The 16,642-nt window shown below is 38.5% G+C and carries 15 protein-coding genes; 12 read left to right on the top strand and 3 right to left on the bottom strand.

Translation table 11 applies throughout. The features are described 5' to 3' along the window. Positions 1-142: 142 nt before the first annotated feature. From JOC86_RS05235 to JOC86_RS05220, 4 genes are all read left to right on the top strand, one after another. On the top strand, positions 143-1,969 hold the full coding sequence (locus tag JOC86_RS05235; RefSeq protein ID WP_205168690.1) for a methylmalonyl-CoA mutase family protein: 1,827 nt from the start codon (positions 143-145) through the stop codon (positions 1,967-1,969). Next, the gene (scpA, locus tag JOC86_RS05230) at positions 1,956-4,112 is read left to right on the top strand and encodes a methylmalonyl-CoA mutase (protein ID WP_205168689.1); all 2,157 of its coding nucleotides are present in this window, start codon (positions 1,956-1,958) and stop codon (positions 4,110-4,112) included. Before JOC86_RS05235 ends, scpA begins: the two co-directional genes overlap by 14 nt. Continuing rightward, entirely contained in the window at positions 4,112-5,137 is a 1,026-nt protein-coding gene (meaB, locus tag JOC86_RS05225; RefSeq protein WP_205168688.1) for a methylmalonyl Co-A mutase-associated GTPase MeaB, read from the top strand. The genes scpA and meaB overlap by 1 nt, the downstream gene beginning before the upstream one ends. 343 nt (positions 5,138-5,480) lie before the next feature. Then, on the top strand, positions 5,481-5,918 hold the full coding sequence (locus JOC86_RS05220; protein ID WP_205168687.1) for a BrxA/BrxB family bacilliredoxin: 438 nt from the start codon (positions 5,481-5,483) through the stop codon (positions 5,916-5,918). Positions 5,919-6,014: 96 nt separating this feature from the next. Here the strand turns inward: JOC86_RS05220 and JOC86_RS05215 are convergent, their stop codons facing one another. Both JOC86_RS05215 and yhfH read right to left on the bottom strand, forming a co-directional pair. Continuing rightward, positions 6,015-7,259, bottom strand: a complete 1,245-nt coding sequence (locus JOC86_RS05215) for an NAD(P)-dependent malic enzyme (RefSeq protein WP_205168686.1) — start codon at positions 7,257-7,259, stop codon at positions 6,015-6,017. A 313-nt stretch (positions 7,260-7,572) separates the two neighbouring features. Beyond that, positions 7,573-7,704: a protein YhfH gene (gene yhfH, locus JOC86_RS05210; RefSeq protein WP_205168685.1), complete on the bottom strand. Its 132-nt coding sequence runs from the start codon at positions 7,702-7,704 to the stop codon at positions 7,573-7,575. Between the two features lie 310 nt (positions 7,705-8,014). On the opposite strand from yhfH, the gene JOC86_RS05205 reads away from it, so the two are divergent. Together JOC86_RS05205 and JOC86_RS05200 are read left to right on the top strand one after the other, a co-directional pair. Then, positions 8,015-9,004 (top strand): aromatic acid exporter family protein, encoded by a 990-nt coding sequence (locus JOC86_RS05205; protein WP_205168684.1) that lies wholly within the window; start codon positions 8,015-8,017, stop codon positions 9,002-9,004. A 30-nt stretch (positions 9,005-9,034) separates the two neighbouring features. Further along, complete coding sequence (locus JOC86_RS05200) at positions 9,035-9,538, top strand: L,D-transpeptidase (protein WP_205168683.1); 504 nt, start codon at positions 9,035-9,037, stop codon at positions 9,536-9,538. 153 nt (positions 9,539-9,691) lie between these two features. Here JOC86_RS05200 and prli42 read toward each other — a convergent pair whose 3' ends face one another. After that, positions 9,692-9,784 carry a stressosome-associated protein Prli42 gene (gene prli42, locus JOC86_RS05195; protein WP_205168682.1) on the bottom strand — a complete coding sequence of 31 codons (93 nt, stop codon included), beginning with the start codon at positions 9,782-9,784 and terminating at the stop codon, positions 9,692-9,694. 177 nt (positions 9,785-9,961) lie between these two features. Here prli42 and mce point away from each other — a divergent pair, with 177 nt between their 5' ends. The 6 genes from mce (at position 9,962) to gndA (ending at position 16,621) form a co-directional block, all read left to right on the top strand. Then, positions 9,962-10,375, top strand: a complete 414-nt coding sequence (gene mce / locus JOC86_RS05190) for a methylmalonyl-CoA epimerase (protein ID WP_205168681.1) — start codon at positions 9,962-9,964, stop codon at positions 10,373-10,375. A 2-nt stretch (positions 10,376-10,377) separates the two neighbouring features. Next, complete coding sequence (locus JOC86_RS05185; protein ID WP_205168680.1) at positions 10,378-11,928, top strand: acyl-CoA carboxylase subunit beta; 1,551 nt, start codon at positions 10,378-10,380, stop codon at positions 11,926-11,928. A 74-nt stretch (positions 11,929-12,002) separates the two neighbouring features. Further along, positions 12,003-13,127 (top strand): tripeptidase T, encoded by a 1,125-nt coding sequence (locus JOC86_RS05180; protein ID WP_205168679.1) that lies wholly within the window; start codon positions 12,003-12,005, stop codon positions 13,125-13,127. Positions 13,128-13,256: 129 nt separating this feature from the next. Then, positions 13,257-13,739 carry a chemotaxis protein CheW gene (locus JOC86_RS05175; protein WP_205168678.1) on the top strand — a complete coding sequence of 161 codons (483 nt, stop codon included), beginning with the start codon at positions 13,257-13,259 and terminating at the stop codon, positions 13,737-13,739. A 59-nt stretch (positions 13,740-13,798) separates the two neighbouring features. Further along, positions 13,799-15,052, top strand: coding sequence for a DNA polymerase IV (locus JOC86_RS05170; protein WP_205168677.1), 1,254 nt, complete (start codon positions 13,799-13,801; stop codon positions 15,050-15,052). 159 nt (positions 15,053-15,211) lie between these two features. Then, on the top strand, positions 15,212-16,621 hold the full coding sequence (gene gndA / locus JOC86_RS05165) for an NADP-dependent phosphogluconate dehydrogenase (protein WP_205168676.1): 1,410 nt from the start codon (positions 15,212-15,214) through the stop codon (positions 16,619-16,621). The last annotated feature ends 21 nt before the right edge of the window (positions 16,622-16,642 follow it).

Raw genomic sequence — 16,642 nt, 5'->3', positions numbered from 1 at the left:
GGGTCGTTGAAGAAATCCACGTTTTTTTATATACTAAAATAGTATTATTATAAAAATTTTGAATTTTGTCCTATATTAGACATAGAATCTCATCAAATATTTTGTAAACGATTTCATACTAGCGATACGAAAGAGGGGTATTATGAAGCTTAGTGAGATGAAAAATCAATCTTTTGACAATAAAACACTGGAAGAATGGCAGGTAGCAGCAGAAAAGGCACTTAAGGGTAAATCTTTAGATGCACTTCAAACAACCACATATGAGGGGATTATCCTTAAGCCGTTATATACAGGAAAAGACCTTCCGAAAGGAGACAGAATTCAGTCGTATATACCCGGGATTGAAACAAAGATTGAAGCTGAAAATAAATGGTTTCTCGCACAGAGCATTAACGGAGTGACATGGGATGATCTTATGGCGAAGGTGAAGGAAAGCCAGTCAAAGGGCCAAAACTGTATATCTTTTACAATTGGTTCTTTAACTATTAACGATGAATTTGACCGTTTTTTTAATAATGTACTAGATACAGATATTCCGATATTTAAATTAGGAGAAAGATCTTTTTCATCCATGGCAAAAAGGATCACAGAGTTGGCCGATAATGAGACTGTTTTCAAAAAGCTTGAAGGAGTATTAGGGCAAGATCCATTATCTGAAAAAGCTTTCTGTAATGAAAATCTATCTTTAGAGGAATGGCTTAATGAAGTAGAAATGGTTACTAGCTCTTGCCCCCAGCTTAAAACGATGGTTGTGAATACTGCTCCATATCATAATAGGGGAGCTAATGCTGTCCAGGAGCTTTCCTTTGCTATAAGTGAAGGTGTTTTCTATATTGAATTCTTGAAAGAAAAAGGATGGGATATTGAGACCATTACAAGGAAGATGAATTTTCACTTCTCGGTGGGAAGCCATTTCTTTATGGAAGTAGCAAAGCTTAGGGCTTTTAAGAAGCTATGGCAGGACGTATTGAAGGAATATGGATTAACAGAAGAACAAATCGTCGGTTCTATTTCTATAAGTGCAGAAACGTCTCGTTTTAATAAATCAAAATTAGATTCACATGTCAATATCCTACGTTCAGGAGGAGAAGCTTTTTCTGCCATTCTTGCCGGTGTTGATTATCTTCAAGTACAGCCATTTAATGGGGTAGTGGGTGAAACGAATTCACTTTCTGAGAGGGTTGCCCGCAACACCCATCTCATAATTGGAGAAGAGGCTCACCTTAATAAAGTTGTTGACCCGGGTGGCGGTTCTTACTTTCTTGAGTGGTTAACAGAAGAAGTTGGGAAAAGAGCATGGAAAGAGTTCCAGAGAATGGATAGGGAAGGCGGGTTCATTACTTTATTAAGAAAAGGCGCTATTCAACAAAGCGTTGAAAGCATCCGTGAAGAACGTATTCATGATCTATCGACTCGAAAACAATCAATGATTGGAACGAATATCTACGCAAATCCTGAAGACACCTTAACTGAAAATCAAACCGTAGAGGATGTCGAAAGATTATCGTTGCCATTTGAAAACCTTCGAAAAAAGGCTGGAGACCTTAGCGAATCGGGTGTAAAACCAACAGCAGGAATCATTGGCTTAAGCAAACTGAAACACCACAAGTCACGGGCGGATTTTGTCAATGGGTTTTTAGCGGTAGGTGGAATATCGGTAAGCATGAGTAATGATTGTTCTACTAAAGAGGAAATTCTGGAGTTTATTGAAGAAACACGCTACCCTTATTACGTTATTTGTGGTAGAGATCAAGATTACGAGCATTATCTTCCGCTAGTATTAGAGACCGTGAATAGAGTTGATGAAAAAATCGTTATCGATATAGCGGGTAAGATTGAGACTGAGCAAATGAATGAATGGAAACAAGCGGGTCTAAATGGCTCCATTTTCCTGAAGCAAAATATGCTCCAAAAACTAGAGGAACTATTACACATTTGGGAGGGGGCGGAAGAGCATGGTAAAGCCTAATTGGCAGGGGGTTGACCCCTATTCAAATAAAGAAACAAATAAGAAAAAAATGGCCTCGGTAAAAAAATATAAAACAAATGAGCAATTATTTATTAAATCCCTTTATACTGAAGACGATTCAAACGAGTTGCCGCATACAGAAGATTTACCAGGAGTTGCGCCATTTACGAGGGGACCGTATCCCACAATGTATGTGAATAGACCCTGGACAGTGCGACAATACGCTGGATTTTCAACAGCAGAAGAAAGTAATGCATTTTACCGCAGAAATTTAAGTATGGGACAAAAGGGGTTGTCTGTGGCTTTTGATTTAGCAACCCATCGTGGCTATGATTCAGACCATCCTCGTGTAGTTGGTGATGTCGGTAAAGCAGGAGTAGCGATTGATTCGATTCTTGACATGAAAATATTATTTGATGGAATTCCTCTAGATCAAATGTCTGTATCAATGACAATGAATGGGGCAGTCTTACCAATCCTTGCCTTTTACATTGTAACGGCCGAAGAGCAGGGTGTCCCGCAGGAAAAGCTTTCAGGAACGATTCAAAATGATATTTTAAAAGAGTATATGGTGAGAAATACGTATATTTATCCACCTGAAACATCGATGAAAATTATTGCCGATATTTTCGAATATACATCAAAGAACATGCCAAAGTTTAATAGTATTAGTATTTCAGGCTATCATATGCAGGAAGCTGGTGCACCAGCGGATATTGAATTGGCCTATACATTAGCAGATGGTCTTGAGTATGTGAGAACAGGGCTCAAAGCTGGTATTGATATTGATTCCTTTGCTCCTAGATTGTCTTTTTTCTGGGCAATTGGAATGAATTATTTCATGGAAGTGGCAAAAATGCGTGCGGCAAGAAGAATTTGGGCGAGTATGATGAAAGGTTTTAACCCGAAAAATCCAAAATCGATGGCACTGAGAACTCATTCCCAAACATCTGGATGGAGTTTAACAGAGCAAGATCCGTATAACAACGTAATTCGAACATTAATAGAGGCACATGCAGCAGCAATGGGACATACCCAATCTCTTCACACGAATGCCTTGGATGAAGCGATTGCTTTACCAACAGATTTCTCTGCTCGAATTGCTCGTAACACTCAAACCTATCTTCAGGAGGAGACCGGAATTACGAAGGTTATTGATCCATGGGCAGGCTCCCATTATGTAGAATCATTAACAAATCAACTGATGGAAAAAGCCTGGGAGCATATTGATGAGATTGAAAATCTTGGGGGAATGACTAAAGCAATTGAAACCGGCCTACCTAAAATGAAAATTGAAGAAGCAGCTGCGAGAAGACAGGCACTTATTGATTCAGGGAAAGAAACGATTATAGGTGTGAATCAATACAGACTTGATAAAGAAGATCCGATAGACATTTTAGATATTGATAATACAGCGGTTCGCTTAAAACAGCTTGAAAGAATAAAAGCTCTTAAAGAGCAAAGAAACGATCGACTGGTTTCAGAATCATTGGATGCATTAACTAAAGCTGCTGAAACGGGAGAAGGAAATTTATTAGAATTAGCAGTAAATGCAGCAAGAAATCGAGCAACACTTGGAGAGATCTCCGATGCGATTGAAATGATTTCTGGACGACACAAAGCTGTTATTCGTTCTGTGAGCGGTGTGTACAGTTCCAATTTTTCAAATGAAGAGGAGATTCTTGAAGTGAAGGATATGACCAATGAGTTTCTCGAAAATGAAGGTCGACGCCCGCGTATTCTTATTGCAAAAATGGGACAGGACGGCCATGACCGTGGGGCAAAAGTCATTGCAACAGCCTTTGCCGACTTAGGATTTGATGTCGATGTTGGTCCACTATTTCAAACTCCAGAGGAAACCGCCCTGCAAGCAGTTGAAAACGATGTACATGTCATTGGTGTAAGTTCATTAGCTGCGGGGCATAAAACACTTCTTCCTCAATTAATTGCAGAGCTTAAAAAATTAGGTCGCGAAGATATTCTAGTTGTTATTGGCGGTGTTATTCCATTCCAAGATTATGAGTTCTTATTAGAAAATGGTGCATCGGCGGTGTTTGGACCTGGAACAGTGATTCCTGTAGCAGCTCAAAAAGTGATTGAAGAGATTTATCATCGCCTTGGCTATGAGGAAGTGGCAGAGTAATGATGGATGAGAACAAGAGCAGACGGAGGTTTGTGAAGAAAGGTCAGGATGTATTGATTGATTCTATTACTAAAGGTCTGCTTGAAGGGAATAGAAGAGACTTAGCCAAAGGGATTACCTTAATTGAAAGCAGTGCTGCCAAGCATTATCAACTTGGCCAAGAACTATTAAAGCAAATTTCTCCTCACTCTGGGAATTCGATTCGAATCGGGATCACAGGGGTTCCTGGTGCAGGCAAAAGTACATTTATTGAAGCTTTTGGGGAAATTCTCTGCAGCAGTGGGCATAAAGTGGCTGTACTCGCGATTGACCCTACATCAACGATCACGGGTGGTAGTATTCTAGGGGATAAAACGAGGATGGAAACACTTTCAAGAAACCCACAAGCCTTCGTACGTCCTTCTCCTACTGCAGGCACTCTTGGCGGAGTTCACCGTAAAACGAGAGAAACAATAGCTTTGTGTGAAGCCGCAGGATATGATGTCATTCTAATTGAAACGGTTGGTGTTGGACAAAGTGAGGTCATTGTACGAGGAATGGTGGATTTCTTTATGTTACTTGCCATTACAGGTGCAGGCGATGAACTACAAGGAATGAAAAAGGGAATCATCGAGCTTGCCGATGCGATTGTTGTCAATAAAGCAGATGGAAAAAATAAATCGGTTGCTGAAAAAACGAAAAGAGAATTCAATCAAATACTGCATTTTCTTCAACCAGCCACAAAAGGTTGGCAAACAAAAGCCTATACTTGTTCTTCTTTAAAAAACGAAGGATTGGTAGAGTTATGGGAATTAATTTCTGCTTTCCAACAGAAGATGAAGGAATCAGGAGTTTTTCAAGAGAGAAGGCAAACTCAATCAAAAGAATGGCTTCATAGCTTAATCAAAGATCGATTATTGACAAGCTTTTTTAGCCAGGAAAATATTAAAAAACAGCTCCCCTTGTTTGAAAAAGACGTAATGAATGGGGAAATAACAGCCTCACAAGCAATGGAAAAGTTATTCTACCTGTTTTCGGATAACTGAGGATGAAAAAAGAGGCTGTCCCAAAAGGGGGCTAGAACCACTAGTATCGTTTCATATAGAAGATGTTTCAAGGGTTTCTTCCATTTGTAGTTATGGTTCCTGACACTTTGGGTATTGAACAGCCTCAAAAAACTAGGGAGTTTGGGGTATGGATCTAGATGTATTGTTAGGATACCCCCCTATCTTTTGTGATAAACCTATTATTAAGGTTTTGTTTGATATTCCTGCTAGAAAATTGGTATGATGTCAGTAAGAGGTTATCCTCGGATAAGTATTGACGGATCCCAATGTTGAGCTTCCAACACTATTTGGGCTTATTCCGTTTTAAAGGAGAGGTATGAATATGGAAATGGATTTCAATCTATTTATGAATGATGTTGTGCGTCAAGCTCGACAAGAAATAGAAACAGCAGGTTACACTCAATTAACAACCCCTGAAGAGGTAGAAGAAACATTTGCTAAAAAGGGAACTACGCTAGTTATGATTAATTCTGTATGTGGATGTGCCGGCGGCATTGCTCGTCCTGCAGCAGCACATGCTATTCACAATGATAAGCGTCCGGATCAATTAGTGACCGTTTTTGCTGGTCAAGATAAAGAAGCTACAGCGAAAGCAAGAAGCTTCTTCACTGGATATCCACCATCATCTCCATCTTTTGCTTTACTAAAAGACGGAGAACTTTTAACAATGGTCGAACGCCATGAAATCGAAGGACATGATCCAATGTCAGTAGTAAACAAACTACAATCCTATTTTGATGAGTATTGTGAAGAAGTATAAAGGTATTCCTAATTACCAGTGAAAGAAAGGCTGATTCACCATTGTTTTTTACGATGATGAATCAGCCTTTTTTATTGGGAAATTATTAAATTTCCCTTAAACTTTGAGAGGATGCATATCTTTAGCACTTAATAATTCTTTCTTAATGTCTTCTGTATTTATAGTTTTCCTAGAAACCCCCGTTTCCATTGCCGCGTTAGCTACTGCAACTGCTACATGTGCTACCACTCTACGGTCAAATGGATCTGGAATGACATAGTCGGGTTTGAGATCGTCTTCCAATATTAATTCAGCAATGGCATAAACGGCTGCAAACTTCATTTCTTCGTTAATTTCTTTGGCCCTGACATCTAAAGCCCCACGGAAAATACCAGGGAATGCTAATACATTGTTGATTTGGTTTGGGAAATCTGATCGCCCTGTACCGACAACAAGTGCACCGGCTGCTTTTGCTTCATCGGGCATAATTTCCGGTGAGGGATTTGCCATTGCAAAAACGATGGGATTGGGATTCATGGAACGAATCATCTCTTCATTAACAGCACCCGCAACGGATACACCGATAAACACATCAGCATGAATCAGAGCATCTGCTAAAGTACCATGCTTCATTTCTTTATTTGTGATAGCAGCTAATTGCTGCTTCATATTATTCATTCCTTCGGGACGACCTTTATAAATTATTCCTTTTGTATCACAGACAATGACTTCTTTTACACCGATCTGAAGTAAAAGCTTCGTAACGGCCACCCCGGCAGCACCTGCACCATTTATAACAACACGAATATTTTCTTTCTGTTTATTAGCTAGCTTTAAGGCATTGATTAAGCCAGCAGCCGTTACGATCGCTGTACCATGTTGATCATCATGGAAAACGGGAATTTTGCAAGTTTGTCGTAATTTCTCTTCAATTTCAAAGCATTGCGGTGAGGAAATGTCTTCTAAGTTGATTCCACCAAAAGTAGGCTCAAGTATTTTAATCACTTCTACAATTTTATCTGGACTTGAAGTATCTAAACAAAGAGGAAATGCATCGACATTGGCAAAAGATTTGAATAGCAGCGCTTTTCCTTCCATGACAGGCATAGCGGCATAGGGTCCGATATTTCCAAGGCCAAGTACTGCACTTCCGTCCGATATAACAGCAACGAGATTCCCCTTCATTGTATAGTCATATACTTTATTCCTATTTTCTTGTATATCGATACAGGGCTCTGCAACACCTGGTGAATAAGCAAGACTTAAATCTTTCGTATTTCGTACTAAAACCTTGGAATGGACGCTAAGCTTTCCTTGCATCTCCTTATGCATTTGTAAGGCTTCTTCACGTAAAGTTGACATACCCTCTACTCCCTTTAATTTAATTTTATCAAGGCTTTAGTCTTAATTGAGATGTAACGAGCTACTTAGAAGAAATGAAAATTGTTCCCAGAGTAGATGTATCCTATGTCAAAAAGGGGATATCTATTGATCGTGAGGTAGTTCTTATTGGGAACTAATCAATCAATAAAGCTTACAAAGGTACGAGGTGAAACTATTCTCATGTTAAAAAGGAGATACCTTTCATAATGAATTGTATGGTCCTTCATCATCATTTAGTTAGTATCTTTTATGATTAATAGCTTAATAGATAGATTGTGATCCTCTATTCCTATCATTCTTCTTCATATTTTCCCATACAGTGCTCGCACTCGTACAAATAAGATTCATGTTGTTCAATAATTTCACATCCGCATTCACGACATTCTTTCTTAGGCAATGTACGATAAAATTCTAAATTCAACATTTGTAATCCCTCCAATAATGATTTATTGGATTCATTGTATTATAACAGTTAATAATAATCAACAACTGTTATATAATTGTTCCGAAAATGGGCTATAGCCCAATAAGTATCATTTGATTTATCACACTAACGCATTGAGGGACGGTTCTCGAATACGGTAAAGCTTTACCGTATTCGAGAACCGTCCCCTAGTTCGCTAAAGCGGTGAAGGGGGAGGCGAAATGATTGAAGAGGGACTACTCGTGTTCAAGATACTTACGAATATGGTATGATACTGTTCGAAAACATACTTACTGAGGTGTTATATCATATGTTTCGGATTGGATATCGTACCGCTAAAACAGCGGTTGGAACGGCTATTGCCATAATGGTTGCACAATGGATTGGTTTAGAAAATTATGTATCTGCAGGAATCATAACTATATTATGTATACAAAATACTCAGAAGAAATCATTAAAGGCAGCGTGGAGCCGATTTCTTGCATGTCTAATTGCAATGGGGTTTTCAACATTGTTTTTTGAATTGTTTTTATACCACCCCATCATTATTGGTTTACTCCTGCTATTTTTCATCCCAACGACTGTAATGGCAAATGTCAAAGAAGGAATCGTTACAAGTATCGTTATTATTTTACATATTTACTCAGCTGGTAACGTTACGATCGAGCTTCTTCGCGATGAATTAGGAATTATCATTATCGGAATTGGAATTGCCCTAGTTATGAACCTGTACATGCCGAGTGTTGAGAATAAACTCGTCGAATATTTAGAGTCAATAGAAGCGAATTTTAACCGGATTTTTTGTGAAATTATTAATTACTTAAGAACGAATGAGGGAGATTGGGATGGAAGGGAAATAACAGAAACGGAAAGACTGATTCAAGAAGCGAAATCGCTTGCTTTCAAAGATGTTGAAAATCATTTTATTCGACATGAAAACCTTTATTATCACTATTTTAAAATGAGAGAAAAACAGTTTGAAATCATTCAAAGATTATTACCAATTGTTACATCGATATCGTTAAATATTGAACAGGGCAGGATGATTGCAGATTTTATTGAAGATTTAAAGGCGCATATACATCGAGGAAATACCGCATTAATTTATTTGAAAAAATTATATGATATGAAGATTGAATTTGAACAAATGGAATTACCTCAATCACGGGAGGAATTTGAAGCGCGTGCAGCATTACTTCAATTTGTTAATGAAATGGAGCAATACCTCCTCATTAAAAGTTCATTTAAAGGAATTCGAAAAAAGAAGAAGCATGGAAAAAATCAAATAGAAGTAAACTAATGTCAACTATGATTATAAGTAGGTGTTGACATGCGTTTGCTTCTTGCATTATTTCTTGTAGTTTCACCAATTTGGCCACTAGGAAAGAATCCCCTCCCTGGTGATCCATTCCTGATCATCAATAAACAAAAGAATGAGCTTGCCTTTATTCAAGGTGGTACAATAAAAAAAACCTATAAAGTAGCTACAGGAAAAACCAATGATTTAACTCCAGAGGGATTGTTTACCATTACTGTCAAGGCAAAAAATCCTTATTATCGGAAGAAGGACATCCCTGGAGGTGATCCAAGAAATCCACTTGGCACGAGATGGATAGGCTTTGATGCCAAAAATACAGATGGCCGAATATATGGTGTGCACGGTACGAACCAACCGGGAAGTATCGGTAAGTATATTTCAAATGGATGTCTAAGATTGCTCAATTCAAATGTTGAAGAACTATATGACGTCATTCCTATCGGAACGAAAATTTTAGTCGTAAAGAGCAATCAGTCCTTCGTGGAGCTTGGAAAAGAATATGGTGCAATAAAGTAAAAGGAGCTGTCCCAAAAGGGTCCAGGACCACTATGAACGTCAATATAAAGAAGACTTTTCTCTATATTGAAGCTGTAGATCCTGACACCTTGATTTGGGACAGCCCTTTTCTTTCTCTATTATTTACAGGAGTATGCTCCATGTATATTCATCCTATAAAAACATGGTTATTCCCATAAGAATCGTCGAAGCAATCATAGCGAATAGCATTAAGAAAACGACTATTCTTTGTAACTTTTTATTCATAAGAAATCATCTCCTTGCGAGTACAATCCTTATCGTTATTTTAACTTGTTCTGGTTAGGTTGACAAGCTGTACATCTTTGAAAACGTTTACTAATTTCGTCAGCATGCAGGAATTTTCGACATTAATATCGAAGTAGTAAGGTGTTTTGGGTGATCTGTAAAAAGGGGATGTTAGAATTGAAAAAGGTTGATCATATTGGAATTGCGGTTCATTCCATTGAAGAATCGCTATCTTTTTATAATGAAACACTACAGCTTCCGCTAATAAAAATGGAAGAGGTTCAATCTGAAGGAGTCAAGGTTGCTTTTATTGATGGTGGAAACATTAAGCTTGAGCTATTGGAACCTTTACATAATGAAAGTGCCATTGCTAAATTCCTTCAAAAAAAAGGGGAGGGCATTCATCATATTGCCTTTGGGATTGAAAAGATTCAAGACCGAATCAACGAGCTAAAACAAAATGGTGTTCGGATGATCCACGATAAACCAAAACCAGGTGCCGGTGGAGCAGAGGTAGCTTTTATGCACCCAAAATCAGCTTATGGAGTTCTATTTGAACTTTGCGACAAGACAAACATCAAGGGGGAATAAACATGGCAGATATTTATGAAAAAATTAATGAATTGTATGATAAACGAAGAAAAGTCGAGCTTGGAGGTGGGGATGAGCGAATTGACAAGCAACATGAAAAAGGGAAGTTAACGGCAAGAGAGCGTATCGATATATTAGTTGACCCCGGTTCATTTGTTGAATTAAATCCATTTATCGAACATCGCTCTCAGGATTTCGGTTTAGGTGAATTGGAAGGTCCGGGAGATGGTGTTGTAACGGGCTATGGAAAAGTAGATGGAAAGCCTATTTATCTGTTTTCACAGGATTTCACTGTTTTTGGCGGAGCCCTTGGAGAAATGCATGCCAAGAAAATCGCCCATGTTATGGATTTAGCTGTTAAGAATGGAGCACCATTTATCGGGCTTAATGATTCTGGAGGAGCAAGAATCCAAGAAGGAGTCGTTTCTCTTGACGGCTACGGGCATATTTTTTATCGTAACTCGATTTACTCAGGAGTCATTCCACAAATTTCTGTCATTATGGGGCCTTGTGCAGGCGGGGCTGTTTATTCCCCTGCCATTACGGACTTTGTTTTCATGGTAGATAACACAAGTCAAATGTTTATTACAGGCCCTAAAGTGATTGAAACGGTCACAGGTGAAAAAATAAGTTCAGAAGATCTTGGTGGTTCAAAGGTCCATAACAGTATTAGTGGGAATGCTCATTTTAGAGGTGAAACAGAAGAAGAAGTTCTTCAAATGGTTCGTTCACTACTTTCTTATTTACCTCAAAACAATGAAGAAAAACCACCGGTGAAGGAGAATGCTGATAAAGATGATTTTCGTCCTGAGCTGACAGACCTCATCCCGTTTGATGCTATTCGTCCATACGATGTTAGAACAGTGATTGACCAGGTAGTCGATGAAGATTCTTTCATGGAGGTTCAACGTGAATTTGCTAAAAATATTGTGGTTGGCTTAGCTCGAATAAAAGGGGAGGTTGTTGGGCTAGTATGTAATCAGCCCAAGTTTATGGCAGGTGGATTAGATATCGATTCGTCTGATAAAGCATCCAGGTTTATTCGTTTCTGCGACTCTTTTAATATTCCTATTATTACGTTTGAGGATGTTACTGGATTTTTCCCTGGAATCAAGCAAGAGCACGGCGGGATTATCAGACATGGTGCTAAAATTTTATATGCCTACTCTGAAGCAACTGTTCCCAAGATGACGGTTATCCTTCGAAAAGCATATGGGGGAGCGTATGTAGCCTTAAACAGTAAGTCTATCGGTGCAGATTTAGTATTTGCTTGGCCAAATGCAGAAATTGCCGTTATGGGACCGCAGGGAGCTGCCAATGTTATTTTTGCACGAGAAATTGCTAACAGTGAAAACCCAGATGTAACTAGAGACCAGAAAATTGAAGAATATCGTGAAAAGTTTGCCAATCCCTATGTGGCAGCAGCCAATGGAATGGTTGATGATGTCATTGATCCAAGAGAAACAAGAATTAAATTAATTCAAGGTCTCGAGATGATGAGAAATAAGAAAGAAACAAGGCCACATAAAAAACATGGGAATATCCCATTGTAAAATTTCGTATGATTTGTAGCTCACCCCCTTTAACGATATACTAAAAGGGTGACTACATATTTGGAGGAATACGGATGATTAATGAAGAACGTTTATTAAATGAATTTTTAGAATTAGTTCAAATCGATTCAGAAACTCGAGAAGAAGCAGAGATCGCGAAGGTCTTAACTAAGAAGTTTGAAGATCTAGGTGTTGAAGTATTCGAAGATGACACGATGGGACAGACAGGACATGGTGCAGGAAATCTGATTTGTACGTTAAAAGGAACAAAAGAAGGTGTCGATACGATTTATTTCACATCACATATGGACACAGTCGTTCCTGCAAAAGGGGTAAAACCAACAGTTAAAGAGGACGGATATGTTTATTCTGATGGGACAACCATCTTAGGTGCCGATGATAAGGCAGGGCTTGCTACAATGTTTGAAGCACTCAGAGTGTTGAAAGAAGGAAATATTGAGCATGGAACGATTCAATTTATTATTACTGTTGGAGAGGAGTCTGGGTTAGTCGGTGCAAAAGCACTAGACCCTTCCCTTGTAAAAGCAAAATATGGATTTGCGCTAGATAGTGATGGCAAAGTCGGTAATATTATCGTAGCCGCTCCAACTCAAGCAAAAATTAAAGCCGTACTAAACGGAAAAACAGCTCATGCTGGTGTTGCGCCTGAAAAAGGAATTTCAGCTATTACAATGGCTGCAAAAGCGATTTCAAGAATGCCACTTGGAAGAATTGATGAAGAAACAACAGCAAATATTGGACGTTTTGAAGGTGGAAGAGCAACGAATATCGTATGTGATCGTGTAGACATTCTTGCAGAGGCACGTTCACTCATTCCTGAAAAAATGGAAGCACAAGTAGAAAAAATGAAAGCTGCATTTGAAACTACAGCTGCAGAATTCGGTGGTTCCGCTGAGGTCGATATACAAGTAATGTACCCAGGATTCAAATTTGGCGAAGGGGATGAGGTTGTTGAAATTGCCAAAAAAGCAGCCGCTAAAATCGGTCGCCCAAGTGAATTATTAACAAGCGGCGGCGGTAGTGATGCCAATGTTATTGCAGGCTTTGGTGTTCCAACTGTAAACCTTGCTGTAGGATATGAAGAAATTCATACAACGAATGAGAGAATGCCTGTTGAAGAGCTTGTCAAACTTTCAGAAATGGTAGTGGCTATTATTAAAGAGGTAGCTGGAGAATAATGGTTAAAACTCACTAAGGGGTCATCTCCTTTGGTGAGTTTTTTTAGTTCTTTTCATCTATAAAATTAATACAAAACAGGATGGATATGGTACATTTATATTAGTTATAATGAAGAGGGAGGAAATAGGATGAAGGAAAACCGTAAAGCGATCGTCTTTCAAACGGGGAACGGGGAATATGGGATATCTATAAAAAATATTTTATCTATAGAGAAGCTAGATAAAATAACGCCTATTCCACATTTACCGTCCTATGTCAGCGGAATGATTAAAGTGAGAGATGAATTGATTCCCGTTTTAGATTTTAACAAACTCTTGTATCATGTTGAAATGAGTGATCTACATACCTCACGATTAATTGTATTGAAAACAGAGTCCATCACATTTGGAATCATAGTGGATGAAGCAAAAGAAATAGTGGATATCCCTGAACAATCCCTTAAACAAGTTGGCATTCTGGCCTACTCGAACGCAAAATATTTTTCAGGAGTGGTCAATCTCTCAGACCGCCTGATTACCATGATCGATCCAGAAATCTTAGTAGAAAGTCTTGAGAGTATAAAAGATATAAAAGAATATGTGGAAGAAAAGAAAGAAGAAATGCATGCATAAATAGCATGTATTTTTTTGTTATAATATAGAGAAAAGTTCGAACAAAAGGTCGTGTTGAAATGAACTCTTACTATCCAAAAAAAGGTAGAGTCATCTTGCATGTTGATATGAACAGTTTTTATGCTTCCGTTGAAATGGCTTTTGACCCGACATTAAAAGGAAAGCCTTTAGCGATTGCCGGGAATCCAGAAGAGCGGAAGGGAATTATTGTAACATGCAGCTATGAAGCAAGAAAGTTTGGTGTCAGAACCACAATGCCTTTATGGGAAGCAAAGAAATTATGTTCACAGCTCATTATCATGCGCCCTAATTTTGATCGTTATCGTGCTGCTTCAAAAGGAATGTTCGATATTCTAAGACAATATTCAGATTTAGTTGAACCAGTCTCAATTGATGAGGGGTATATGGATATCTCAGAGGGGGCTGAAATGGGTACTCCAATAGAGATCGCCCAATCGATTCAAAACCAAATCGAAAGAGAGCTCGACCTCCCTTGTAGCATTGGAATTGCCCCGAACAAATTTTTAGCCAAAACGGCTTCAGATATGAAAAAACCCATGGGTATCACGGTATTAAGAAAGCGAGATATTCCGCAAATTTTATGGCCTCGAGATGTAGTTGAAATGCATGGAATTGGTCAAAAAACCGCTCAAAAGCTTTACACTATCGGAGTTAAAACGATCAGTGATTTAGCACATAAGGAAGACCTACAACTAAAATCTACGCTTGGAATCAATGGGATACGATTAAAAAAGCGAGCGAATGGTGAAGATACTAGGCCAGTAGATCCGGATTCGATTTATGATTTTAAAAGTGTAGGTAATTCAACAACACTACCTAAGGATTCTACCAATCAAAAGGAATTACTTAACGTCATTCATACTCTTTCGACAAAGGTCGCTAGCAGACTTAAGAATAAGGGAATGATGGCAACCACCATCCAGGTGATGATTCGATTTAAAAATAGAAAAACGATTACTCGTAGCAAAAAGGTTAAAAATCCAGTACAGCTTGATCAATCTATTTTTGAAGAAGCCAAGCAATTGTTTCTTAAACATTGGAATGGCGATTCGATTCGGCTATTGGGTGTGACAGGGCAGGACCTAATCGAAAAGGAAGATGCTGTAGAACAATTAGATTTGTTCAGCTATGAGAAAGCAGCAGAAAAAGAGCCCCTCTATGATACCATTAGCCGTTTACAAAAAAAGTATGGGAAAAAGATGATTAAAAAAGGAATGGCACAGAGTGAACCTAATAAACGAGAAAACCAGTATGATACCAGCTTTAACAAAGACTTTTTAAGAGAAGACTAATGAGAGATATATGAAAAATAAGGATGAGCTAGGTAAGATCATATATACTAAGAAGGGTTGCTAATAATTGAGTGTAATAGTTGCACTTGCTAGCGAATCTTGTTAAATTTAGAAGGATGCAAATCCACATAAACTTATAGAATGAAGGGACGTTGTAACATGTCGAAACAACAAATCGGTGTCATCGGCTTAGCAGTTATGGGGAAGAATCTTGCTTGGAATATAGAAAGCAGAGGGTATTCCGTATCAGTTTATAATCGCTCTCGTGAAAAAACAGACGAGATGCTAAATGAATCAAAAGGAAAAAATGTTGTAGGTACATATACAATTGAAGAATTTGTTCAATCTTTAGAGAAACCACGTAAGATTTTATTGATGGTAAAGGCTGGTAACCCTACGGATGCAACAATTGAACAGCTTAAACCATACCTGGATAAAGGTGATATTCTCATTGATGGTGGAAATACGTTCTTTGAGGATACAAGACGTCGTAATCATGAGTTAAGCGAATTGGGTATTCATTTTATTGGTACAGGTGTATCTGGCGGTGAAGAGGGTGCATTAACAGGACCTTCGATAATGCCAGGCGGCCAAAAAGAAGCCTATGAGCTAGTTGCTCCGATTTTAAAAGATATTGCCGCAAAAGTAGAAGGTGAGCCATGCACAACGTATATTGGTCCTGATGGAGCGGGTCATTATGTGAAAATGGTCCATAATGGAATTGAATATGGAGACATGCAGTTAATTGCAGAATCCTATTTCCTTATGAAAAATGTATTAGGATTAAGTGCAGAAGAGCTTCATGAAGTATTTGCGGATTGGAATAAGGGAGAATTAGATAGTTATCTTATTGAAATTACCGCAGATATTTTCACGAAAAAAGATGATGAAACAGGTAAACCTATGGTTGATGTGATCCTCGATAAAGCAGGTCAAAAGGGTACAGGGAAATGGACGAGCCAAAGTGCACTGGACCTAGGGGTTTCATTACCTATTATCACTGAATCTGTGTTTGCTCGTTTTATTTCAGCTATCAAGGATGAACGTGTGAAAGCAAGCAAAATCCTCAATGGACCAGAAACAAAACCATTTGAAGGTGATAAAGAAGCATTTGTTGAGTCGATCCGAAAAGCACTTTACATGAGTAAAATTTGTTCCTATGCACAAGGTTTTGCTCAAATGCGTTCCGCTTCAGAAGAATACGGTTGGGATTTAAGCTATGGGGAAATTGCGATGATTTTCCGTGGTGGCTGTATCATCCGTGCTCAATTCTTACAAAAAATTAAAGAGGCATATGACCGTGAACCAGAACTTAGAAATTTATTGTTAGATGAATACTTCAAAGAAATCGTTGAGAGCTACCAATATGCACTAAGAGATGTCATTAGTGCCGCTGTGCAAAACGGAATTCCTGTACCAGGATTCTCTGCTGCTCTATCTTACTATGATAGTTATCGTACAGAAACACTTCCAGCGAATTTAATTCAAGCTCAGCGTGATTATTTTGGTGCCCATACTTATCAACGTACAGATAAAGAAGGAACATTCCATACGGAGTGGTTATCATAATTGAATTCAAAAAAGCCATGC

Source organism: Rossellomorea pakistanensis, assembly GCF_016908495.1.
GTDB lineage: Bacteria > Bacillota > Bacilli > Bacillales > Bacillaceae_B > Rossellomorea > Rossellomorea pakistanensis.
The sequence above is the reverse complement of the archived record's forward strand: the minus strand, read 5'-3'. Positions and strand labels throughout refer to the sequence as shown.

Excerpts from the sequence above, each read along its gene's own strand:
- JOC86_RS05170 (WP_205168677.1), top strand. The coding sequence starts at position 13,799 with ATGAACTCTTACTATCCAAAAAAAGGTAGAGTCATCTTGCATGTTGAT.
- scpA (WP_205168689.1), top strand. The coding sequence starts at position 1,956 with ATGGTAAAGCCTAATTGGCAGGGGGTTGACCCCTATTCAAATAAAGAA.
- JOC86_RS05185 (WP_205168680.1), top strand. The coding sequence starts at position 10,378 with ATGGCAGATATTTATGAAAAAATTAATGAATTGTATGATAAACGAAGA.
- prli42 (WP_205168682.1), bottom strand. The coding sequence starts at position 9,784 with ATGAATAAAAAGTTACAAAGAATAGTCGTTTTCTTAATGCTATTCGCT.
- yhfH (WP_205168685.1), bottom strand. The coding sequence starts at position 7,704 with ATGTTGAATTTAGAATTTTATCGTACATTGCCTAAGAAAGAATGTCGT.
- JOC86_RS05180 (WP_205168679.1), top strand. The coding sequence starts at position 12,003 with ATGATTAATGAAGAACGTTTATTAAATGAATTTTTAGAATTAGTTCAA.
- JOC86_RS05215 (WP_205168686.1), bottom strand. The coding sequence starts at position 7,259 with ATGTCAACTTTACGTGAAGAAGCCTTACAAATGCATAAGGAGATGCAA.
- meaB (WP_205168688.1), top strand. The coding sequence starts at position 4,112 with ATGATGGATGAGAACAAGAGCAGACGGAGGTTTGTGAAGAAAGGTCAG.
- JOC86_RS05205 (WP_205168684.1), top strand. The coding sequence starts at position 8,015 with ATGTTTCGGATTGGATATCGTACCGCTAAAACAGCGGTTGGAACGGCT.
- JOC86_RS05235 (WP_205168690.1), top strand. The coding sequence starts at position 143 with ATGAAGCTTAGTGAGATGAAAAATCAATCTTTTGACAATAAAACACTG.
- JOC86_RS05175 (WP_205168678.1), top strand. The coding sequence starts at position 13,257 with ATGAAGGAAAACCGTAAAGCGATCGTCTTTCAAACGGGGAACGGGGAA.
- JOC86_RS05220 (WP_205168687.1), top strand. The coding sequence starts at position 5,481 with ATGGAAATGGATTTCAATCTATTTATGAATGATGTTGTGCGTCAAGCT.
- JOC86_RS05200 (WP_205168683.1), top strand. The coding sequence starts at position 9,035 with ATGCGTTTGCTTCTTGCATTATTTCTTGTAGTTTCACCAATTTGGCCA.
- gndA (WP_205168676.1), top strand. The coding sequence starts at position 15,212 with ATGTCGAAACAACAAATCGGTGTCATCGGCTTAGCAGTTATGGGGAAG.